This is a genomic window from Cellulomonas algicola, assembly GCF_019024305.1.
Lineage (GTDB): Bacteria > Actinomycetota > Actinomycetes > Actinomycetales > Cellulomonadaceae > Cellulomonas > Cellulomonas algicola.
Genome location: NZ_JAHKSJ010000006.1, coordinates 172,613 through 194,711, shown reverse-complemented (window position 1 = coordinate 194,711; position 22,099 = coordinate 172,613). Strand labels below are relative to the sequence as shown.

Below are 22,099 nucleotides of genomic sequence, written 5' to 3'. Positions count from 1 at the left end.
CGCGTCGCCGGGCTCGTGGAGCACCGCGCCTGACCCGCGTCGTCGGGCTGGTCCAGCACCGCGGCCGACCGACGTCGGTGTGCAGGTCATGTGCACGTCACCCGGACGCGTCGGCGTCCGCCCGGCGCGACGGCGGACGTTCGGGCACCCTTGACGGGTGGGTGACGTGCGAGACCTGAGGAGTGCCGCGAGCCTCCGGCGCGAGTGGCGGGTGGACGACGAGGTCGTCGTGCGCGCCGAGCGCTCCGCGCCGCGAGCCGCGCGGCACTGGGTCATGCGGACCGTGGCCGACTCCGGCGTGACCGGCGCGGTCAACCAGGTGGTGGAGCTGCTGACGGGCGAGCTCGTGTCGAACGCGGTGCTGCACGGGCCGTCCGACGGGCTCGTGCACGTGCACGTGAGCGTCGGCGAGCGCACCGTGCGGGTCGGCGTGACCGACGACGGCGGCGGCCGGCCGACCGTGTCGCACCCCGAGCCGACGGCCCCCAGCGGCCGCGGTCTCGCGCTCGTCGAGGCGCTCGCGGAGTCGTGGGGGACCACCGCGCGGGCCGACGGGCACCCCGGCAAGACGGTCTGGTTCGAGCTCGACATCGCCGACTGACCGCCCCCCTGGACGTCGGCACCGGGTCTGGCCTGCGGCTCGGCGATGCGGCGTACGCCCGGTGCGCGTAGTTTCTGGGACGTGCGACCAGCCAGCGAAGGGCGACTGATGACCGACACCGAGGGACAGGCCCCGGCCGCCACGCGCCTGCCGGAGATCCGCGCCGAGGTGCGCGAGGACGGCACGGGCGAGATCTCCGTCGACGGCGTGATCGAGCAGGTGCAGACCGCGAACCTCCAGGAGGCGGGGGCGGCCATCACGCAGCGCATCGCGACCCTGGCGGGCTCCGTCGGGTCGCCGCTGCCCGTGCAGGTGCGCGACCCCGACGGCGTCTGGTCGCTCCTGATCCACCCCGACGGCCTGGTCGACGAGGCCGGCGCCCCGACGCCGCCCGAGGGGATCGCCGCCGCAGACCTGGCGTCCAGCGCGATCACCCCGCCCGTCGGCCCGCCGCCGACCCCTGCCGACGGGGTCGCGGACGTCGACGGGCCGTCGGCGCCGACCGTCCCGGCCGAGCCGCTCGCGCCCGCCGACGCCGGCTCCGAGCCCGCGCCGTCCGGCCTGACGACGGGCGGGTCCACGACCTCGTCCGCCGCCACGACCCGGTCCGCGGCCTCGCGCAGCGGTGCGTCGGCCGGCCGTGAGGCGGCGTCGGACGCGACGTCGCTGCCCACGCTCGACGACCTGCTCGCGGCCCGGCACCCCGCGTCCGACGGCCCGGCCGAGCACGGCTGGCGCAGCGGCATCCGACGCGTCACGTTCGGCGCGATCTCGCCGGGACCCGGCCGCGCCGAGCGCAACCGCCGGTCGCAGTCGGCGTCGGTGCGCCGCACGTTCGACGGCCCCAAGACGATCGTCGTCGTCAACCCCAAGGGCGGCGCCCACAAGACGACCGCCACGATGCTGCTGGCCGCGACGTTCGGCATCCAGCGCGGCGGGTACACGCTCGCGTGGGACAACAACGAGACGCGCGGCACGCTCGGCTGGCGGTCGGCGCACACCGAGCACCAGCGCACCGCGGTCGACCTGCTCAACGCCCTGCCGCGGCTCGGCGGGCGCGCGACCGTGCGGATCGGCGACCTCGACGGGTTCGTCCGGACGCAGGCCGCCGAGCAGTTCGACGTGCTCGCGTCCGACGAGAGCTCGGCGTCGCTGTCGTCCGTCGACGCGGCGTCGTTCGTCGCGCTGCACCAGGTGCTCTCGCGGTTCTACCGGGTGCTCGTCATCGACACGGGCAACAACATGCGCGCGTCCAACTGGCAGGCGTCCGTCGACGCGGCCGACCAGATCGTCGTCGTCTCGACGATCCGCGAGGACACCGCGCAGTCGGCGGCGTGGGCGCTCGACGCGCTGCGCGCCAAGGGCCACGAGGAGGCCGTCCGCAAGGCCGTGACGATCCTGTCCGCGCCGTCGCCCAAGGTCGACAAGGACCTGCGCACGCGGCTGCGCGGCCACTTCGGCGCCCTGACGCGCGCGGTCGTCGAGGTGCCGCACGACAAGGCGCTCGTGTCCGGCGGCCCCATCGACTACGAGGCCCTGAACCCGTCGACGCGCGACGCGTGGCTGCGGGCGACGGCGATCGTGGCCGACGGGCTCTGACGGCTCGTCGGGCCGCCCGGACCGGCGTGACCCGTGGGCGGTTGCGCGGCGACGACGACCCCGTCGTCGCGCGCCGCGGATCGCCGCCGCGCCGCCCGTCGTCCGCGCGGATGTCGGTGGTCGGAGGCACCCTGGTGCGCATGGTGACGATCTCCTGCTCGTGCGGGTCGGTGTGCGACTCGCGCCGCAACCCGCTGCGCGGGCTCGACGTCGCGGCGCGCCTCGACGCGGTCCGCTCGGCGTTCGCGGTCCACGACGGCTTCCTCACCCTCGAGCTCGACGCCGCCTGGCACCCCGGCGGGGACGAGCCGGGTCCGGCGTGCGTCGTGCTGGTCGACCTCGACGAGCTCGACGCGTGCGACGGGCTGTCTGCCGAGGACGCCGCGTCGGTCCGCGCCGCGCTGCGCGGGATCCGCGTCGCGGGCCGCACGATGCCCGGACCGGTCGTGGTCGACGGCACGTGGTTCCGGGTCGCGCCCGCGCAGGGCTTCGTCCCGCACGTCACGTACGTCGTGCACGACGCCGACGGCACGGTCCTCGAGGTCGACGAGCCGCTCGTCGAGCGGGACCTGCTCGCGGAGCTGGTCGACGAGTTCGGCCGGTCCGGCCGTCCCGGGCTGGTGCGACTCGACGCCGTCGCCGCGCGCCGGTCGCTCGCGGGTGCGCTCGACGAGGCGCGGCGGGCCGTCGCGGTCGCCGTCGCGTAACCCGTCCCGACGAAGTCGTCGGCCGTGTGCAAGATCGCGGGGTCCCGGCACAGAGAGCAGGTGAGGACCCTCCGACGACCCCCGGGAGCACCGTGCCGACGCCGACACCGAGCACACCGGTCGACGACGTGACCGCCGACGAGCCGCCGCTGGGCGCCTCCGGTCCGCGCGACGACGACCCCACGCGCGACGGTGGTGCCGAGGCCGGCGGGGCGTCGGGGCCGGTCGACCCGGCGGACCGGACGTGGTTCGACGGGATCGTGCGCGCGCACGCGACGGCCGTGCACCGGTTCCTGGTGCGACGCGTCGGCCGCCAGGACGCGGAGGACCTGACCGCCGACGTGCTCACCGTGGCGTGGCGGCGACGCGACGACGTGCCGCGCGGTGCCGAGCTGCCGTGGCTCTACCGGACCGCGGGCTTCGTCCTGGCGAACCATGTCCGCAAGGCCCGGCCCGTGCCGGTGGCGGACGTGCCCGAGACCCTCGACCTCACCGACCCGGCCGTGGTCGCGGTGCGCGACGAGCAGGTCCGCAGGGTCCTGGGCGCCCTCGCGCCGCGTGACCGGCAGATCCTGCTGCTGAACGCGTGGGAGGGGCTGGCCGGTCAGGCGCTCGCCGACGTGCTCGGCATCTCCCGCGGCGGCGCGGACGCGGCGCTGAGCCGGGCCCGCGCTCGGCTCCGCGAGGCGTGGGACGCGCTCGACGCGACCGACGCCTGAGCCCGGCGCACGGTCGAGCCCGGCGCACGCGCTTGAGCCCGGCGCACGCGCTTGAGCCCGGCGCACGCGCTTGAGCCCGGCGCACGCGCTTGAGCCCGGCGCACGCGCTTGAGCCCGGCGCACGCGCTTGAGCCCGGCGCACGCGCTTGAGCCCGGCGCACGCGCTTGAGCCCGGCGCACGCGCTTGAGCCCGGCGCACGCGCTTGAGCCCGGCGCACGCGCTTGAGCCCGGCGCACGCGCTTGAGCCCGGCGCACGCGCTTGAGCCCGGCGCACGCGCTTGAGCCCGGCGCACGCGCTTGAGCCCGGCGCACGCGCTTGAGCCCGGCGCACGCGCTTGAGCCCGGCGCACGCGCTTGAGCCCGGCGCACGCGCTTGAGCCCGGCGCACGCGCTTGAGCCCGGCGCACGCGCTTGAGCCCGGCGCACGCGCTTGAGCCCGGCGCACGCGCTTGAGCCCGGCGCACGCGCTTGAGCCCGGCGCACGCGCTTGAGCCCGGCGCACGCGCTTGAGCCCGGCGCACGCGCTTGAGCCCGGCGCACGCGCTTGAGCCCGGCGCACGCGCTTGAGCCCGGCGCACGCGCTTGAGCCCGGCGCACGCGCTTGAGCCCGGCGCACGCGCTTGAGCCCGGCGCACGCGCTTGAGCCCGGCGCACGCGCTTGAGCCCGGCGCACGCGCTTGAGCCCGGCGCACGCGCTTGAGCCCGGCGCACGCGCTTGAGCCCGGCGCACGCGCTTGAGCCCGGCGCACGCGCTTGAGCCCGGCGCACGCGCTTGAGCCCGGCGCACGCGCTTGAGCCCGGCGCACGCGCTTGAGCCCGGCGCACGCGCTTGAGCCCGGCGCACGCGCTTGAGCCCGGCGGACGTCCTTGAGCCCGGCGGACGTCTGACCCCGGCGCACACCTCAGCCCGGCGGACGCCTGCACCGGGTGAGGTGCGGGCCGTCGGTGCAAGGGGTGGGCCGGTCGCCACACAAGCAGGGCAGAGCAGGTTCCCGACGCGCCCCAGGAGAGACCGTGTCCGACGAGAAGCACCCGAGCACCCCGGCCGACGAGCCGGCCACCCCGGCGGACGCGCCGTCGACCCCGCCGACCGAGGCGTCCCGGTCCGCGGCAGGAGCCGGACCCGGCGCGGCCGCGGGCGACGCGCGCGGTGACGACGTCGCGTTCGCCCGGCTCCGCGCGGCGGACCCGGCCGCGGGCGTCGAGCCCGACGCGGCCCGCATCCGCGCGGCGCTCGCGGCGTCGGTCGGCGGTGCGACGGGACAGGTCGCGGAGGAGACGGTCGACGTCGTGTCCGTGCCGGACGAGCTCGCGGCGGCGCGGGCCCGACGGTCGCGCACGCGTTGGCTGACGGTCGCCGCCGCGGTCGCGGGTGTCGCGGTCGTCGGCGGCGGCGGCTTCGCGGCCGGTGTGGCGGCGCAGGGCGACGGCGGTGCGGCGTCGGACCTGGCGGCCGCGCCCGCGATGTCGCTGGAGCAGCCCATGGCCGGCCGCGAGATGTCGTCGGCGGGTGCGGCGGCCGACACGGCGGCGACGTCGAAGCTCGCCTGGTACGGCGGGCGCACGGTGTTCACGGCGGGCAGCGGGCTGTCGGACGAGGCGGGGACGGGGACGGCGTGGGCGTTCGACGCGGCGTCGGTCTTCTCGCAGGAGTCGCTCGCGCGGGTCGCGGCGGCGCTCGGGGTCGCGGGCGAGCCACGGCAGGAGTACGGCGCGTGGACCGTCGGCTCGACGGACGGGACCGGCCCGACCGTGTCGCTCTCGCCCGACGGCACGGGCAGCATCTCGTACTACGACCCGTCGAAGGACCCGTGGTCCTGCGTCGCGTCGGCCCCGGAGACGCTCGACGGTGCGACCGAGGGCGGCGGCACGTCGTCGTCGGTCGACAAGGCGCAGGTCGACCCGGGCCTCGGCGCCGGCTGCGACCCCCAGGACCTGCCCGCCGCCCCCACGGGCGACGCGGCGAGGGCCACGGCCACGGACCTGCTGCGTGCGCTGGGCGTCGACCCCGCGGCGTACGAGCTCGAGGTCGTGGCGGACACGGGCTCGCCCGCGCTCGCCCAGGTCACGGCGCACCTGGTGGTCGGCGGGCAGCGGTCGGGTGTCGCGTGGAACGTGTCGCTCGTGGGCGACGGCGTGCAGTCGCTGTGGGGCTCGCTGGCACCGCTCGTCGAGCTCGGTGACTACGACGTCGTGAGCCCGCGCGCCGCGGTCGAGCGGCTGGGCGACCCGCGGTTCGGGGCGTCGGGCGGGATCATGCCGTTCGCGGCCGACGACATGATGCGGGCGGAGTCCGGTGCCGAGGTCGCACCGGCGCCCGACGACGTGCCGACGGTCCCGGCGACCCCCGACTTCGGTCCGCTCGCGTGGCCGGTCGAGGACGTGACGATCGAGTCGGCACGCCTGGGCCTCGCGCTCACGACGCTGCCCGACGGCGCCGCGGTGCTGCTGCCGACGTACGAGCTGTCGTCGTCGGACGGCCGGACGTGGACCGTGGTCGCGGTCGCCGACGCCGACCTGGACTTCACGGCGGCGGCGCGCTGAGACGCCCGTCGCGCGAGCGGCGGGGCAGGGGGCAGCAGGGGGCGACGAAGGCCGGTCGGCGTGGAGGGACGCCGACCGGCCTTTCACGCGCCGCGGCGCGGGTGCGTGCCGCATCCGCCGGCACGCACGGACCCGACGTCGTGCCGCAGGTGCCGACCGACCGGGCACGGACGCGCCGTGCCGGGACGGGTCCGACGGCGGTGGTCAGGCCGGGCGCGCCTCGCGGACGACCACGACGCCGCCGGCCGGCACCTTGACCGTCCCGCTCACGGCGGTGCCGGTGAGCAGGTCGGTGCCGTCGGCGGGGACGGCGACGGGCGCGTCGGCGTGGTTGATCGCGACGACGTAGTCGGCGTCGGTGCCGTGCCGTCGGACGACCTCGACGTCCTCGGGCAGACCGGTCGGCGTGAGGCCGGCGTCGGCGTAGGCGGCCCCGAGCACGACGGCGAGCTGGTCGACGTCGAGCCGCGTGGAGACGTACCAGCCTGTGCCCCGCCCGTGCGCGTGCCGGGTGATCGCGGGCCGCCCGGCGACGGGTCCGTCGGTGTAGGCGGCGACGACGTCGGCGCCCTCGAGCGCGACGTCGTCGGCCCACACGTCGCCCACGAGCTCGGCCGTGGTCCCGGCGTGCGACCAGCCCACCCGCACGGACCGGCCCGCGCGCAGCGGCTGGAACTCCTCGACGGTCAGGCCGAGCGCGGTGCGCAGCGGTGCGCCGTACCCGCCGGGGTGCACGGCGTCGTGCTCGTCCACGATCCCCGAGAAGCACGAGACGACGAGCGTCCCGCCGTCCGCGACGTACCGCGTGAGGTTCTCGCCGTCGGCGGCCGTGAGCAGGTAGGACGCGGGCGCGACGACGAGCCGGTAGCCGGACAGGTCGGCGGAGGGGTGGACGAGGTCGACGGTGAGGCCGTCGCGCCACAGGCGGTCGTAGTACGCGAGGACGCGCTCGCGGTGGTCGAGGTCGACGGTCGGCCGCCACTCGAGGTCCTGCGCCCAGAACGACTGCCAGTCCCAGACGATCGCGACGTCGGCGCGCACGGTGGAGCCGCGCACCTCGTCGAGCCGGGCGAGCCCGTCGCCGAGCGCGGTGACCTCGCGCCAGACGCGGGACGACGTGCCGGCGTGCGGCAGCATCGCGGAGTGGAACTTCTCGGCGCCGGACCGGGAGGCGCGCCACTGGAAGAACAGGATCGCGTCGGCGCCGCGCCCGAGGTGGCTGTACGCGTTGCGCGCGAGCTCGCCGGGGCGCTTGGCGACGTTGCGCGGCTGCCAGTTCACGGCGGACGTCGAGTGCTCCATGAGGATCCACGGCTTGCCGCGTGCGAGCGAGCGCGTGAGGTCGGCGGCGAGCGCGAGGCCCACGTGGGCGCGTTCGTCGGCGGCGTCGAGGTAGTGGTCGTTGGCGACGACGTCGACCTCGTCGGCCCAGGCCCACAGGTCGACGGGCAGGCAGTTGGTCGTCATGAAGTTCGTCGTGACGGGGACGTCGGAGTGCGCGCGGATCGCGTCGCGCTCGGCGACGTAGCAGTCGCGGAGCGCCTGGTCGGAGAACCGCGCGAAGTCGAGGCGCTGCGCGGGGTTGACGACGGACGGCGCGACGGACGGCACGTCGACGTGCGCCCACTCGCCGTACCGCTGGCCCCAGAACGCGGTGCCCCACGCGGCGTTGAGCGCGTCGAGCGTGCCGTACCGGTCCTGCAGCCAGGCGCGGAAGGCGGTCGCGGCGGCGGGGGAGTAGTCCTCGGCGACGGGTGCGCCGTACTCGTTGTGGACGTGCCAGAGCGCGACGGCGGGGTGCGACCCGTAGCGGCGGGCGAGCGCGTCGGCGATGCCCACGGCCGCGGTGCGGTAGGCCGGGTGCGTGGGTGCGGCCATGCCGCGCGACCCGAAGCCGAGGACGGTGCCGTCCCGGGTGACGACGCGCGCGTCGGGGTGCGCGGCGAAGAACCAGGCGGGGGGCGACGCGGTCGGGGTGCCGAGGTCGACGCGGATGCCGTTCTCGTGCAGCAGGTCGAGCAGCCGGTCCAGCCAGCCGAAGTCGTGCTCGCCGGGCCGCGGCTCGAGCAACGCCCACGAGAAGATCCCGACGCTGACGAGGGTGACGCCGGCCTCGCGCATGAGCGCGACGTCCTCGTGCCAGACCTCCTCGGGCCACTGCTCGGGGTTGTAGTCGCCGCCGTAGGCGATGCGGTCGAGCCCGAGCGGCCACGTGGGGCGCGTGGGTCCGAGGGCGGTCTGGTGTGGCATGACGCTCCGTCGAGTCTGGGTCCATCCGTTGTGATCGGTCACAGCGACGTCACAGGCGCGAAAGCGCCATCCCCGGTACTGGGACCGTTCACAACGGGTAGGTAACACCAGGGTGACGCCAGTTGACAAGTCTCCGGAGCGTCGTTCACTGTGAACGCGCACAGGCTCGGCGTCACCGATGACGCCCGTCCGTCGCGAGGCAGCGGCGGACCCTTGACGAGGAGGTCACATGCGCCTGCACACAGGCATCCGGGTCGCTGCCGCCGTGGCCGCGACCGCGCTGCTCGCGACCGCCTGCTCCAGCGGCAGCGGCGACAGCGGCGACGACACGGCGGACGGCTCTGGCGGGAAGGTCGAGCTGACCTTCTGGACCTGGGCGCCCGGCATGGAGGAGGCGGTGGCCGTCTGGAACGAGGCCAACCCCGACATCCAGGTCACCGTCAACAAGCAGGACGGCGGCGACCCCGCCGTCACCAAGCTGCTCACCGCGATCCAGGCGGGCTCGGGCGCGCCCGACCTGTTCCAGACCGAGTACCAGAAGATCCCGACGCTGGTCTCGGAGGACGCGCTCGCCGACATCGCCGACGTGCTCCCCGACGGCACCGCGGAGCGCTTCGCCGAGGGCACGTGGCAGTCCGTCACGCTCGGCGGCGACGCCGTCTACGGCGTCCCGCAGGACTCCGGACCGATGCAGTTCTACTACCGCGAGGACGTCTTCCAGCAGTACGGGCTCTCCGTCCCGACGACGTGGGAGCAGTACGCGCAGGTCGCCGAGCAGCTGCACACCGCGGACCCGTCCAAGTACCTCGGCACGTTCTCCGCGAACGACGCCGGCTGGTTCACGGGCCTCACGCAGCAGGCCGGCGCCTCGTGGTGGGGCATCGACGGCGACGCGTGGAGCGTCGACATCGAGTCCGCGCCCGTCCAGAAGGTCGCCGAGTACTGGGGCGGCCTCGTCGAGAAGGGCGTCATCGACAACAAGCCGATGTACACCCCGGAGTGGAACGCCGCGCTCAACGACGGCTCGCAGGTCGGCTGGCTCTCGGCGATCTGGGCGCCCGGCGTCCTGCAGGGCAACGCCCCCGACACCGCGGGCAAGTGGAAGATGGCGCCCATGCCGCAGTGGGAGGAAGGCGACGACGCCACGGGCAACTGGGGCGGGTCCGCCACCTCCGTGACGTCGCAGTCGACGCACAAGGCCGAGGCCGCGAAGTTCATCGCGTGGCTCAACGCCAGCCAGGAGGGCGTGAACCTGCTCGTCTCGGAGGGCGGCCTGTACCCGGCCGACATCCCGAGCCAGGCCGAGGCGCTCTCGAGCCCGCCGGAGTTCTTCTCGAACCAGGCCGACTTCTACACGCTGGCCGCCGAGACGGCGAAGGGCGTGCAGCCGTTCACCTACGGCCCGAACGTCAACGTCGCGTACTCCGCGTACAACGACGAGTTCGGCAAGGCCGCCGAGGCCAAGCAGGCGTCGCTGTTCCTCGACGCCGTCACGGCCATGCAGGCGACCACGGTCGACGACCTGGAGAACCAGGGCTTCACCGTCACGAAGTGACGCGCGCGGCCGCCCGGTACCCTCCCGCCGGGCGGCCGCCCGTCGCCCTCACCGGCGCCTGCGCGCCACCGCCACCGCGCGACGACCGTCGCGCCCGCGCGTCCCGGAAGGACACCTCACGTGACCACCCTCGCCCCGCCCCGCGCGGCCGCGACGAGCGGACCGACCCGGCGCCGCGGGTCCCGCCGCCGCACCGCGGCCCCCTACGCCTTCCTCGCGCCGGCGCTCACGCTCTTCACGCTGTTCCTCGCGCTGCCGATCGGCTACGCCGTCTACCTCAGCTTCCGCACCGAGATCGTCCAGGGCCTCGGCCTGGGCTCGGGCGCGCGCCAGGAGGTGTGGGCAGGCTTCGCCAACTACACGCGTGCGCTCCAGGACCCGGAGTTCCTCGCGTCGGTGGGCCGGGTCGCCGTCTACGGCCTGCTGCTCGTCCCGACGATGCTCGGCCTCGCGCTGCTCTTCGCGCTGCTGCTCGACTCGCGCCGCACGCGCGCCACGGGCTTCTCGCGCATCTCGATCTTCCTGCCCTACGCGGTGCCCGCCGTCATCGCGTCGCTGCTGTGGGGCTTCCTCTACCTGCCGCGCGTCAGCCCGTTCTACTACGTGTTCGACCAGCTCGGCTGGGACGTCCCGGAGGTCATGTCGTCCGGGCTCGTCGTGTTCGCGATCGCGAACATCGGCCTGTGGGGCGGCGTCGGCTTCAACATGATCATCATCTACACCGCGCTCAAGGCGATCCCGACCGAGCTCTACGAGGCCGCCCGCCTCGACGGTGCGTCCGAGCTCATGGTCGCGCTGCGGATCAAGATCCCGATCGTCATGCCGTCGCTCGTCCTGACGTTCCTCTTCTCGATGATCGCGACCCTGCAGGTGTTCGCCGAGCCCATGACGCTGCGGCCCCTGAGCAACACGATCTCCACGACGTGGAGCCCGCTCATGAAGGTCTACCGCGACGCCTTCACGCGCGGGGACATCTACGCCGCGTCGGCCACGTCGGTCGTGATCGCGCTCGCGACGTTCGCGTTCTCCTACCTGTTCCTGCGCCTCGTCCAGGACGGCCGCGCCTTCTCCCAGGAGTCGAAGTGACGACGACGACCACCTTGCACCGCGCGACGGCCGCGGCGTCGGTGCCCGCCCTGCGGCCCGAGCGGAAGGTCCGCCCGTCCGTCTTCGGCACGGTCGTGCTGCTGGTCGGCGCGCTCTACTGCCTCATGCCCGTCGCGTGGGTGCTCGTCGCGTCGTCGAAGTCCGCGGGCGAGCTCTTCTCGACGTTCACGTTCCTGCCGTCGACCCACCTGCTCGACAACATCGGCGAGCTCTCCGCGTACCGTGGCGGCCTGTACTGGCGCTGGATGGCGAACACCGCGCTCTACGCGGGCGTCGGCGCCGCCGTGTCCGTGCTCGTCTCGTCGATGGCCGGCTACGCGCTCGCGAAGTACCGGTTCGCGGGCAAGAAGCTGGTCTTCAACCTCATCCTCGCGGGCGTCCTCGTCCCGGGCGTCGTGCTCGCCGTGCCGCAGTACCTGCTGCTCGCGGAGGTGAACCTCACCAACACCTACTGGTCGGTGCTGCTGCCCAGCCTCATCAGCCCGTACGGCATCTACCTGTGCCGCATCTACGCCGGTGCGTCCGTGCCCGACGAGCTGCTCGAGGCCGCGCGGACCGACGGCGCGAGCGAGTGGCGCACGTTCTCGCGGATCGCCGTGCCGCTCATGGGCCCGGGCCTCGTGACCGTGTTCCTGTTCCAGTTCGTCGGCATCTGGAACAACTTCATGCTGCCGTACATCATGCTCGGCAACGACCGGCTGTACCCGATCACGGTCGGCCTCAACGGCCTGCTCAACCAGGGGGCGTCGCAGCCCGCGATGTACACCTCCGTCATCACGGGTGCCCTGCTCTCGATCGTCCCGCTCGCGCTGCTGTTCCTCACGCTGCAGCGGTACTGGAAGGTCGACCTCGCCGCCGGCTCGGTCAAGGCCTGACGACGTGGCCCGACGCATAGAGTTCCGTCCGATGGACACGACGACCGACGCCGCCGCGCCCGTGCCGCGCCGACGCCCCACGATCCGCGACGTCGCGGCGGCCGCCGGCGTGTCCCGCGGGACCGTGTCCCGCGTCATCAACGGCGGGCACTGGGTCTCGCCGGAGGCGCTCGCCGCCGTCGAGGAGGCCATCCGCACCACCGGCTACTCGATGAACCAGCACGCGCGGTCGCTCGTCACCGGGCGATCCAACTCCGTCGCGTTCCTGCTCACCGAGCCGCAGCACCTGCTGTTCGAGGACCCGACGTTCTCGATCCTGCTGCGCGGCGCCGCGCAGGCGCTCGCAGGCCGGTCGATGCCGCTGCTGCTCATGGTCGCCGGCACGCCCGAGGAGCAGAGCCAGGTGCTGTCCTACGTCGGGGCCGGGCACGTCGACGGCGTCCTGCTCATCTCCTCCCACGCGGGCAGCCCGGTCCTCGCCGAGCTCGTCCGCCAGGCCATCCCGACGATCGCGTGCGGCATCCCGCTCGGGTTCGAGGGTCAGCTCGGGTACGTCGCGGCCGACGACCTCGGCGGTGGCCGGCGCATGACGCGGCACCTGCTCGACCAGGGCCGGTCGCGCGTCGCGACCATCACCGGCCCGCTCGACACCCCCGGCGGGAAGATGCGGCTCGAGGGGTACCGGGCCGAGCTCGGCGACGCGTTCGACGAGACCCTCGTCGCGCACGGCGACTACTCGCGCGAGAGCGGCGCCGCCGCGATGCGCGAGCTGCTCTCGCGGCGCCCCGACCTCGACGCCGTGTTCGTCGCGTCCGACCTCATGGCGGCCGGCGCGATCCAGGTGCTGCGCGAGTCCGGCCGGACCGTCCCCGGCGACGTCGCCGTCGGCGGGTTCGACGACTCCGGCCTCGCCACGACCCTCGACCCGCCGCTCACGACCATGCGCCAGCCGTTCGAGCGCATCGCGACCGAGATGGTGCGCCTGCTCCTCGAGGTCGTCGAGGGGGAGGCGCCCGCCGCGATCACCCTGCCGACGTCGCTCGTCGTCCGCGCGAGCGCCTGACCTGCAGGCCCCCGCGTCTCACCCGCGGAGGAGGGTGTGCCGCGGGCGTCGCTCGCTAGCCTGGGCTCGACGCGAGGGGGTGCGCGATGGGCACAGGACTGGTCGTCCTGGCGGTCGGCTTGCTGCTCTGCTTCTTCGGGATCCGGTCGGTGAACCTGGCGCTGCTCGCGTCCGGGTTCGGGCTCGGGTACTTCGTCGCCGACGCGACCGGGGCGTCGACGGGCACGGCCCTGCTCGTGGCGGCCGGGACCGCGGTCGTGCTGTGGCTCGTCGTGTCGCTCGTCTTCCGGTTCGCGACGTTCGTCGTCGGCCTGGCCGCGGGGGCCGTCATCGGCGCCAAGCTGTGGTCCGCGCTCGGGTCGTCCGGCACCAGCGTCGTGCTCGGAGGCGTCCTGGTCCTGTCCGTCGCGATCGCGTCCGCGACGCTCGCCGAGAAGTACCACCGCCGCGCGCTCCTGTGGCTCACGGTGCTCGCGGGCGCGAGCCTCACGCTGAGCGGTCTCGCGCTGCTGTGGCCGTCCGTCTTCGGGCTGCTGCGCCACCCCGACGAGGGGGTCGAGCAGGTGGTCATGGTCGTGGCCTGGGTCGCGCTCGCCGCCGCCGGCTGGGTCGTCCAGCGTCGCCTGTTCCGCAAGCAGCTCGGCCTGCCGCCGCGCGCCGCGGTCGCGGCGTGACGACGGCCGCCTGCCCCGTCGCCGCACCGCGGTGTGGAAGCCGTGTCGCGCCCGACGCGACGCACCTTCCACACCGCGTCGGTGACCGCCGGTAGCGTCCGAGCATGACTGACGGACGGCTGCTGCTGCTCGACTCCGCCTCGCTGTACTTCCGCGCGTTCTTCGGCGTGCCCGACTCGGTCAAGGCGCCCGACGGGACCCCCGTGAACGCGGTGCGCGGGCTGCTCGACATGATCGCCCGCCTGGTCCAGGACCGGCGCCCCACGCGGCTCGTCGCGTGCTGGGACGACGACTGGCGGCCGGCGTTCCGGGTCGAGGCGATCCCCTCGTACAAGGCGCACCGCGTGGCGCAGCCGGTGCCCGGCGGCGCGGACGTCGAGGAGGTGCCGGACCTGCTCACGCCGCAGGTCCCGGTCATCGTCGAGGTTCTCGAGGCGTTCGGCATCGCGCGCGTGGAGGCGCCCGGCTTCGAGGCCGACGACGTCATCGGCACGCTCGTCGCGCGCGAGAAGGCGCGACCCGCCGCCGAGCGGGCCGCGGTCGACGTCGTCACGGGGGACCGCGACCTCTTCCAGCTGGTCGACGACGACGCGCACGTGCGCGTGCTCTACACCGTGCGCGGGATCAAGGACCTCGAGGTCGTCGACGCGGCCCGGCTCGCCGAGCGGTACTCCGTGGCGTCCGGCCAGGCGTACGCCGACATGGCGGTCCTGCGCGGCGACCCGAGCGACGGCCTGCCGGGTGTTCCGGGGATCGGGGAGAAGACGGCCGCGACCCTCGTGCACCGGTACGGCTCGCTCGAGGGGATCCTCGCGGCACGCGACGCGGGCGACGCGGGTCTCACCGCGACGCAGCGGCGGCGGCTCACCGAGGCTGCGGACTACCTGGCCGTCGCGCCGCGGGTCGTGCAGGTCGCGCCCGACGCACCCGTCGACGACGTGCCCGACGCGCTGCCGCGGGTCGCGGCCGACCCCGAGCGGCTCGTCGCGCTCGCCGAGCGGTGGGGGCTCGCGTCGAGCGTCACGCGGGTGGTCGACGCGCTGGCGTCGGCGGACTGAGCCTGGCCGTCAGGACGGGGCGGGGCCCAGCGGGCGCGTGCCCTGCGGGCGGGACGCCACTTCGCGGGCGGGTGCCGTCGGGGGAACGGGGTTCCGCGGGCGCGTGCCCGCAGGGGCCCGGTCGTGCCGCGGTCGGCCGGTCCGGCGTCCTGGTCGCTCGTCCGGGTGATTGGTGAAACCGGGCGTATCAGACATCGGGAGGCGGCCCTCCTGCTGGGTCGTGAGCTACCGACCGGTAGCGACAGGACCCCGCCGGAGACCGCCGGCACCCCCACGGCCCGACGCGGCCCGCCCGGAAAGGCACCACCATGACCTCGACCACCACCAGCCGCACCGCGCGGCCGACGACGACGCCGGTCCCCGACAACACGCTCGCCGGCACGCCCGGCACGCCCGGCACGCCCGGCACGCCCGGCACGCCGCTGACGACCACGACCCGCCCGCGCGCCGCCGGCCGCCCCGCACGCACGCGTGCGCTCGTCGACGACGCGGTCGCCGCCCTGGCCCGGGGGCTCGCGCGGCACTCGGTCACCGCGCTGCGGATCGCGCTCGGCCTCGTCTTCCTCGGCTTCGGCGCGCTCAAGTTCTTCCCCGGCGTCAGCCCGGCCGCCGACCTCGCGCAGCGCACGATCGGCGAGCTCACGCTCGGGCTCGTCGGGCCGACCGCGGCCCTGCTGCTGACCGCCGTCCTCGAGACCGTCATCGGCCTCACACTCGTCACCGGGCGCTTCCTGCGGACCGGGCTCGTCCTGCTCGCAGGCGCGCTCGTCGGCATCATGTCGCCGCTCGTCCTGTTCTTCGACGAGCTGTTCCCCGCCGGCGGCCCGACGATCGTCGCGCAGTACGTCCTCAAGGACGTCGTGCTCGCCGCCGCAGGCGCCGTGATCGCCGCGGTCGCGCTCGGTGCGCGGCTGCGCCTGCCCGGCGAGTGACGGGCGCGGCGCCGAGCGACCCTCGGCGCCGCCACACCCTCCGGCGCGGGGCGACCCCCCGGCGCCGCAGGATCAGCGGAGCGCGACCCTCAGCCCCGCACCCACAGGTTCGGACCCGCCTCGTGCCAGCCGTCGTCGGCCGCCGGGGCGGGTCCGCCCTCCGCGGCAAGCCAGACGTCGCCCGACGCGAGCTGCGCACCCACGACCGACCGGACGCAGCCGAGCGTCGCCAGGTCGCCCGACGGCACGGTCAGCACGCACAGGTCGCCCGACGCGCTGATCGCCGCGAAGTGCCGCCCGCTGCCGGTCTCCGCGAGGAACCGGGTCGACGCGGGCTCGACGGCCAGCGAGCCGATCTCGGCGCGGTCGACGACGTCGTCGGCACCCTGCGCGGTCGCGAGGACCGGGAGCAGCGTCCGGGCGTCGACGTGCTCGACCACCGGGCCGCGGGCGTTGTCCCGCGCCCACACGAAGCCCGCACCGACGACGCCCGCAGCCGCGAGCAGCGCCAGCACGGTCAGGACCGCCGGGTGACGTCGCCGCGCGACGCCCACCGACCGAAAACCACCGAACGCCTCACCGAAGAGGTCGACGTCGTCGATCGTCGTCATGCTCCTTCATCGGCGCGCCGCGCGCCCGACCTGAGCGACGTGCACCGTTCGGCCCTGCAGGCACGGCAGAATCGACGCTCGTGATCACGGTCAGCACGGACGGCTCCTGCCTGCGCAACCCCGGCGGCGCGATCGGCTGGGCGTGGGCGAACCACGACGGCACGCACGCGAGCGGTGGCGCCGCGTCCGGCACCAACCAGATCGCCGAGCTCACCGCGGTCCTCGAGGCCATCCACGCGCACCCCGGCGACGAGCCGCTGCGCATCGAGGCGGACTCGCAGTACGCGATCAAGTGCTCGTCGGAGTGGGTGCACGGCTGGAAGCGCAAGGGCTGGCGGACGGCCAGCGGCGGCCCCGTGCAGAACCTCGCGCTGATCCAGGCCATCGACCGCGCCATCGCCGAGCGCCCCGGCCCCGTCGCGTTCGCATGGGTCCGCGGGCACCGCGGCGACCGGTTCAACGAGCGGGCCGACGAGCTCGCCGGGATCGCGGCGCGGGAGGCCCGCGAGGGGCGCGCCTCGTCCGCCCAGTCGTCGGTCCCGGCGAACGCGGTCGGGGGTGCGGGCCGCGCGCAGGAGCCGACGGTCGCGTCGGCGGCTCGGCCGGAGCCTGCTCGGACGACGGCGGGCACCGCCGCGCGAGCCGTGCGCGCGACGCCCGCCCCCGAGCGGTCGGAGCCTGCGGTCGTGGTCGACACGCTGTTCTGACGCGTGACGCGTGACGCGTGACGCCTGACGCGTGACGCCTGACGCGTGACGCCTGACGTCCGCGGACGCCGGGCGCGGCGACTCGCGGCGAGCGAGGGGCAGACGCCGGGCGGGCGCCGGGCGGCGACCGTCAGGCCGGCGGGGCTTCCGTCCCGGCGGGGGTCCCCGCCTCCGGCTGACCGGCGGCCAGCGTGGCCAGCGCGGCGCCGGCGGAGCGGTGCACGGTCGCGACGAACCAGCGCTCGGGCGCCGCGCCCCACTCGTCGCCGACGGCGGTGATCGGGAACAGCAGCAGCCCGCCCGTCGGGTGCGTGAGCACGAGCTGCGTGCCCGACCCGTCGGTGCGGGACGCCCAGGCGAGGCCCGGGACGCGCTGGACGAGCAGGTCGCCGAGCGCGACGCCGAACGCGTTGACGAGCGGCTCCGGGTCGGGGCGGTCGTCCGTCGCGCGCCACGTCGCCTGGACGCGGTCGAACAGGTCGCCCACGGCCTGCGCATCGAGCGAGCCGTCGCACAGCTCCTCGACGAGGGCGCGCTGCTGCGCGGTCCACACGAGCTCGGCGGCGTTGAGGGACGCGAGGACGGGCTCGGCGTCCACGTGCTCGGCCCCGGCGGGTCCGTGCGGCGTGGGCACCACGGAGCCGTCCGTGGGCCTGGGCGTGCGACGGAACAGCGGCATACGGTCCTGATCGACGCGTCCGGGACGGGACTTGACGGACGACGAGGGCGGGTCCCCCGTCCGGACGACGTGCGTCGTGCCGGTCGGAGGACCCGCCCTCGTGAGGAGAAGCCCAGGTCAGGGCCTCGGTCGGGACCGCGCGGGCGGTCCCGACCGGGTCAGGACCGCGTCACCGTGATGGCGTGCGTGGTGACGGTCGGGAGGTACCCCTTGTCGCCCGCGTACAGGGCGGTGACGTAGCCGCCGACCTTCACGGCGGGCAGCGTGACCGTCGCGGCGCCGTCCTTCAGCTGGGCGACGGCCACCGTGCGCAGGTTGTACAGCACGGTGACCTTGCCGGTCGGGGCCGGGGCGCCCGCAGCGCCCGAGACCGTCACGGTGACGGCCGGCTTCGCACCCGCCGGCACGGTCCACGAGCCGGTCGAGAGCGTCGCCTTCGCGAGCGCCGGCGTCACGCGGTAGGACCGCTGCGACTTCGACGACGAGACGTCCGCGCTGCCCGTGTAGACCGCCGTCAGCTGGTGCGTGCCCACGGTCAGGTCCTGCGGCAGGGCGATCGTCGCCGTCCCGACGAGGTTCGTGACGGCCAGCGTGCCCGTGCCCAGGACCTTGGTGCCCTCGCGGATCTCGACGGTGCCCGCGGGCGCCGCCGTCTGACCCGTCACGGTGACCGTCGCGGTGACCGCGGCGCCGTACGGGCCGGAGTTGCGCGACAGCGTGACCGCGGTGGACGACCCGGACTTCTTGAGGTCGACCGTGACGACCGCGGACGTCGACGACGCGTACAGCGCGCTGTCGGGCGTGAACACCGCCGTGAGCGCGTGCGAGCCGGCACCGAGACGGACCTTCGCGGTGGCCGTGCCGCCGCTCACGGCCGCCGAGGCGACCTCCGTCTCACCGTCGAGGAACCGCACCGTGCCCGTGGCCTCGGCCGGGGCGACGGTCGCCGTGAGCGTGAGCTCCTGGCCGGCCTTCGACGCACCGCTCGCCTTGAGCGTCGTGGTCGTGGCCGTCGGCTCCGGCACCGTGACGTCGACGACCTGCGCGCGCGCGGCCGGGTCGGCGTTGAGGTGGTGCAGGACGAGCAGCTGTCCCGACGTGGCGTCGGCGGACCGGTGCACCGGGATCTGCGTCCCGTCGTCACCGAGCGACGAGAACGAGCCCGCGATGTCCGGCGCGAACCAGAACGGCGGGTCGAACGGGTCGATCGTGAACGGGTCGGCCTCGTCGATGGCCGGCGGCGTCACGGCGTAGTCCGGCGCGTACGTCCACGCCCGGACGGTCGGCGTCGTACCCGGCTCGAGGCCGAGCGCGGCGATGTCCACCGGGGCGACGAGGACGTTGCTGTCGAAGACACCGGCCTCGACGTCGCCGAAGAACCCGTTGACCGGCCACTGGCTGACGGTGTCGCCGGTCGCGAGGTCGTAGGTGTCGGCGAGCGTGATGTCGGTGTCCGGCAGCTTCTCGACGACCGTCTGGAAGTCGGGCTCGCCGTCGCCGTCCACGTCGATGTCGAAGACCGGCAGCCAGTTGAGCCCGAGGGAGGCCCACTCCGCGTCGGTCGCGAGGCCGAGGCCGATCACGCCCTCCGCGGCGGGGTCGCCGCCGGCCGCGGCCACCTGCGGCGCGTTCGACGCCCAGCCGACGTATCGGATGTCACCGGCCGCGAGCGTCGACTCCGAGGTGACGAAGCCGGCGGGCGTGGCGTCGCGGCGTGCGTCGGTGGCACCGAGCACGAGCGGCGTCGTCAGCGAGTACCAGCCGCCCTCCGCGACGCCGCGGCCCGCGAGCGTGAGCGGTGCGGTGGTGGCGGCGGCGTCCGCGAACGCGACCGGGGCCGCGGTCAGCTCGCTGACGAGGCGCGGCGCGGCCTGGACGGGCACGCGCAGCTCCTGCGCACCCGACGTGAGCACGAGCCGGCCCGAGACCTCGGAGACGTACTCGCGCGGGACGCCGGCGGTGACGGCGTCGGACGTCGGGTCGAGGTCACGGCTCAGGGTCGACGGGTCGGCCGTGAACGTCAGCGTGACGACCGCGGAACCGCCGGCCGGCAGCGTGAACGACGCGGGCGACGCGGTGATGGACGCGTCCCCGGTGGTCGTCGACGTGGTGACGGACGTGCTGTAGCGGGCGCTCGCCGTGCCGAGGTTCTTCACGGTGACCGTCTTCTTCTGCACGACGGGCTGCGCGCCGACCTCGACGACGCCGAAGGACACCGAGGTCTGCTTCGGGTCCTGCGTGTTGTACGCGACGACGTTCGTGTTGACGGCCTGGAGCGCGTCGACGCGGCCCGAGCCGACGCGGCGCGGCCCGTAGGCGTCGCCGGTGCGGTTCTGGCCGGTCCACACGTCGTGGGTCGCGGTGTTGACGACGGCGGCCTTGACCTGCGTCGCGTCCCAGCCCGGGTGCGCGCTGCGGACCAGGGCGGCGATGCCGGCGACGTGCGGCGACGCCATCGACGTGCCGGACAGCGACTGCGGCTCGTTGCCCGTGCCGGACGCCGCCGAGAAGATCAGCGTGCCGGGTGCGGCGACGTCGGGCTTGGCGTGCCCGAGCGAGCCGTGCTCGCCGCGCGACGAGCCCGGGTTGAGCGCGTCGCCCGCGAGGTCCGCGACGACCGCGCCCGCGAGCGACGGGCCGATGTGGACCGTGAGCGTGCCTGCCTGGATCTCCGGCAGCAGCGCGTCGGTCGTGGAGGCCGTCATCTGCGCGCCGGGGATCGTGGCGGTGCCGGAGATCCCGGCGGAGAAGACGGTCTGCTCGGTGGGCAGCAGGACGCCGACGGCGCCGGCGGCGGCCGCGTTGGTGAACCGGGCGACGGAGCCGCAGCGGCGGGTCGCGTCGTCGTCGTCCCACCAGAGGTAGGCGATCTTGCCCGAGACGGTCGCGGCCTGGGCGGCGGTGAACGCGGTGCAGCCGTCGAACGTCGCGCCGACGTAGGCGACCGGGGCCGTCACGTCGGGGCCGGCGTACGCGATCGAGTTCTGGCCGGAGTGCAGGCCCACGAGCGCGGGGTTCGCGGCGGCCGTGACGTCGATGCCGTCGTACGTCTGCGGGGCGCCGACGGAGTTGGCGACGGTCAGCGCGCCCGCGGCGTTGCCGGGCGAGCCGCCGATGTCGGTGATGTCGCCCGAGTTGCCCGCGGAGTTGACGACGACCGTGCCGAGCGCGACGAGCGCGTCGACGAGCATCGTGTCGGGGTCGTCGGCGGGGGCGCCGTCGGCGCCGAGGGACAGGTTCACGACGTCGAGCCGGTCGCCGAAGTCGCCGTCGGCGTTCGGGTCGGCCGCGCGGTCGAGCGCGAGACCGGTGAGCTCGGTCGAGCCGCCGATGTCGCCGAAGACCTTGAACGCGTACAGCCCGGCCTCGGGCGCGGTGCCCGGGCCGACCTGCCAGTCGGCGACCGACGTCAGCGACGTGTAGTCGCCCTCGAACGTGGTGCCGTCGGGCAGGACGCCGTAGCCGGCGGCGGTGCCGGCGACGTGCGTGCCGTGACCGACGTTGTCCGACAGGTAGGTCGCGTCGATCGGGTTGTCGTCCGGCGAGGGGACGGGCGTCGAGCCGGGCAGCGGGTCGACGCTGGGGTCGTACAGCGGTCCGGCGAAGTCGTAGCCGCCGAGGAACTTCTCGGGGTCGAACAGGCCCGCGGGCACGGGCTGCGTGCCGTCCTCGCCGTACGCCTCCTCGTACGCCGCGACCGTGCCGGGGCCGCCGAAGTCGGCGTGCGTGTAGTCGAGGCCCGTGTCGATGACGCCCACGCGGACGCCCTCGCCGGTCTGGCCGGTGCTCTGCCACGTCGCGAGCGCACGCGTGAACTCGACCTGGTGGCTGTTGTCGGCGGTCTTGCGGGCCACGCGGTAGACGGCCACGACGTCGGGGCTCTCCGCGAGCGCGCGGACCTCGGCGGCGTCACCGGTGACGAGCGTGCCCGCGACGAGGTTGGTCAGGGTGGCGATGCGCTGCGGCTCGGCGGCCTTGGCGGAGCGGGCGGTCTGCTCCTGCGGGACGACGTCCTCGGCGAGGTCCTCGGTGACCTCGGCCTGGGCGCGGACCTGCGCGGGCGTGCCGCCGTCGGCGACGATGTCGGCGCCGGACTTCGCGTCGAGCTGGACGAACGCGGTGACGCGGCCGGTGGCGTCCTGCAGGTCGCGCGAGACGCGGGCGGCGGCGCGGGGGTCGAGCTTGCCGGGGTCGGCGGCGCTCGGGGTGTCCGGGGGCGGTGCCGCGGTGGCGGGCTGCGCGCCGAGGACGGCGGTTCCGAGGGTGACGGACAGGGCGGTGAGCCCGGCGAGCAACGGACGACGTGACATGTGCACATCCCTGACTGGTGAGGACCGGCGTGCACCCGGCCGACGCGCCGTTTCCTGGCGCGCGCACCCGGGTGCCTCGTGCACGTTACTGACGAGTCACGACATTC

The 22,099-nt window shown here is 75.0% G+C and carries 17 protein-coding genes; 13 read left to right on the top strand and 4 right to left on the bottom strand.

Going from position 1 to position 22,099, the window contains the following annotated elements; all coding sequences use genetic code 11:
• Window positions 1–157 precede the first annotated feature (157 nt).
• The 5 genes from KOV94_RS04995 to KOV94_RS04975 all read left to right on the top strand — a co-directional run bounded on the left by KOV94_RS04995 (window position 158) and on the right by KOV94_RS04975 (window position 6,171).
• Entirely contained in the window at window positions 158–601 is a 444-nt protein-coding gene (locus KOV94_RS04995) for an ATP-binding protein (protein WP_124341582.1), read from the top strand.
• A 108-nt stretch (window positions 602–709) separates the two neighbouring features.
• Window positions 710–2,200 (top strand): MinD/ParA family ATP-binding protein, encoded by a 1,491-nt coding sequence (locus KOV94_RS04990; protein ID WP_225916107.1) that lies wholly within the window; start codon window positions 710–712, stop codon window positions 2,198–2,200.
• Between the two features lie 140 nt (window positions 2,201–2,340).
• Entirely contained in the window at window positions 2,341–2,907 is a 567-nt protein-coding gene (locus KOV94_RS04985; RefSeq protein WP_124341581.1) for a hypothetical protein, read from the top strand.
• 92 nt (window positions 2,908–2,999) lie between these two features.
• The gene (locus tag KOV94_RS04980) at window positions 3,000–3,626 is read left to right on the top strand and encodes an RNA polymerase sigma factor (RefSeq protein WP_218051371.1); all 627 of its coding nucleotides are present in this window, start codon (window positions 3,000–3,002) and stop codon (window positions 3,624–3,626) included.
• A 1,015-nt stretch (window positions 3,627–4,641) separates the two neighbouring features.
• Window positions 4,642–6,171: a hypothetical protein gene (locus tag KOV94_RS04975; RefSeq protein ID WP_218051370.1), complete on the top strand. Its 1,530-nt coding sequence runs from the start codon at window positions 4,642–4,644 to the stop codon at window positions 6,169–6,171.
• A gap of 204 nt (window positions 6,172–6,375) precedes the next feature.
• Here the strand turns inward: KOV94_RS04975 and KOV94_RS04970 are convergent, their stop codons facing one another.
• Complete coding sequence (locus KOV94_RS04970) at window positions 6,376–8,421, bottom strand: beta-galactosidase (protein ID WP_218051369.1); 2,046 nt, start codon at window positions 8,419–8,421, stop codon at window positions 6,376–6,378.
• A gap of 229 nt (window positions 8,422–8,650) precedes the next feature.
• Between KOV94_RS04970 and KOV94_RS04965 the strand changes: the two genes are divergently transcribed.
• The 7 genes from KOV94_RS04965 to KOV94_RS04935 all read left to right on the top strand — a co-directional run bounded on the left by KOV94_RS04965 (window position 8,651) and on the right by KOV94_RS04935 (window position 15,685).
• Window positions 8,651–9,976 carry an ABC transporter substrate-binding protein gene (locus tag KOV94_RS04965; RefSeq protein ID WP_124341622.1) on the top strand — a complete coding sequence of 442 codons (1,326 nt, stop codon included), beginning with the start codon at window positions 8,651–8,653 and terminating at the stop codon, window positions 9,974–9,976.
• A 120-nt stretch (window positions 9,977–10,096) separates the two neighbouring features.
• Window positions 10,097–11,062 (top strand): carbohydrate ABC transporter permease, encoded by a 966-nt coding sequence (locus KOV94_RS04960; protein ID WP_218051368.1) that lies wholly within the window; start codon window positions 10,097–10,099, stop codon window positions 11,060–11,062.
• Window positions 11,059–11,958 (top strand): carbohydrate ABC transporter permease, encoded by a 900-nt coding sequence (locus tag KOV94_RS04955; protein ID WP_372449444.1) that lies wholly within the window; start codon window positions 11,059–11,061, stop codon window positions 11,956–11,958. The genes KOV94_RS04960 and KOV94_RS04955 overlap by 4 nt, the downstream gene beginning before the upstream one ends.
• A gap of 31 nt (window positions 11,959–11,989) precedes the next feature.
• Window positions 11,990–13,021, top strand: a complete 1,032-nt coding sequence (locus tag KOV94_RS04950; RefSeq protein ID WP_124341624.1) for a LacI family DNA-binding transcriptional regulator — start codon at window positions 11,990–11,992, stop codon at window positions 13,019–13,021.
• Between the two features lie 86 nt (window positions 13,022–13,107).
• Window positions 13,108–13,695: a DUF4203 domain-containing protein gene (locus tag KOV94_RS04945; RefSeq protein ID WP_218051367.1), complete on the top strand. Its 588-nt coding sequence runs from the start codon at window positions 13,108–13,110 to the stop codon at window positions 13,693–13,695.
• 104 nt (window positions 13,696–13,799) lie between these two features.
• A complete protein-coding gene (locus KOV94_RS04940) occupies window positions 13,800–14,753 on the top strand; it encodes a 5'-3' exonuclease (protein WP_218051366.1) in 954 nt (317 codons plus the stop codon).
• A 308-nt stretch (window positions 14,754–15,061) separates the two neighbouring features.
• Complete coding sequence (locus KOV94_RS04935; RefSeq protein WP_218051365.1) at window positions 15,062–15,685, top strand: DoxX family membrane protein; 624 nt, start codon at window positions 15,062–15,064, stop codon at window positions 15,683–15,685.
• Window positions 15,686–15,774: 89 nt separating this feature from the next.
• Here KOV94_RS04935 and KOV94_RS04930 read toward each other — a convergent pair whose 3' ends face one another.
• The gene (locus KOV94_RS04930) at window positions 15,775–16,296 is read right to left on the bottom strand and encodes a hypothetical protein (protein ID WP_218051364.1); all 522 of its coding nucleotides are present in this window, start codon (window positions 16,294–16,296) and stop codon (window positions 15,775–15,777) included.
• A gap of 80 nt (window positions 16,297–16,376) precedes the next feature.
• Here KOV94_RS04930 and KOV94_RS04925 point away from each other — a divergent pair, with 80 nt between their 5' ends.
• Entirely contained in the window at window positions 16,377–17,003 is a 627-nt protein-coding gene (locus KOV94_RS04925; RefSeq protein WP_235843105.1) for a ribonuclease H family protein, read from the top strand.
• Between the two features lie 130 nt (window positions 17,004–17,133).
• Here KOV94_RS04925 and KOV94_RS04920 read toward each other — a convergent pair whose 3' ends face one another.
• Together KOV94_RS04920 and KOV94_RS04915 are read right to left on the bottom strand one after the other, a co-directional pair.
• Window positions 17,134–17,640: a DUF3806 domain-containing protein gene (locus KOV94_RS04920; RefSeq protein ID WP_218051363.1), complete on the bottom strand. Its 507-nt coding sequence runs from the start codon at window positions 17,638–17,640 to the stop codon at window positions 17,134–17,136.
• Between the two features lie 200 nt (window positions 17,641–17,840).
• On the bottom strand, window positions 17,841–21,992 hold the full coding sequence (locus KOV94_RS04915; protein WP_218051362.1) for a S8 family serine peptidase: 4,152 nt from the start codon (window positions 21,990–21,992) through the stop codon (window positions 17,841–17,843).
• Between the last annotated feature and the right edge of the window lie 107 nt (window positions 21,993–22,099).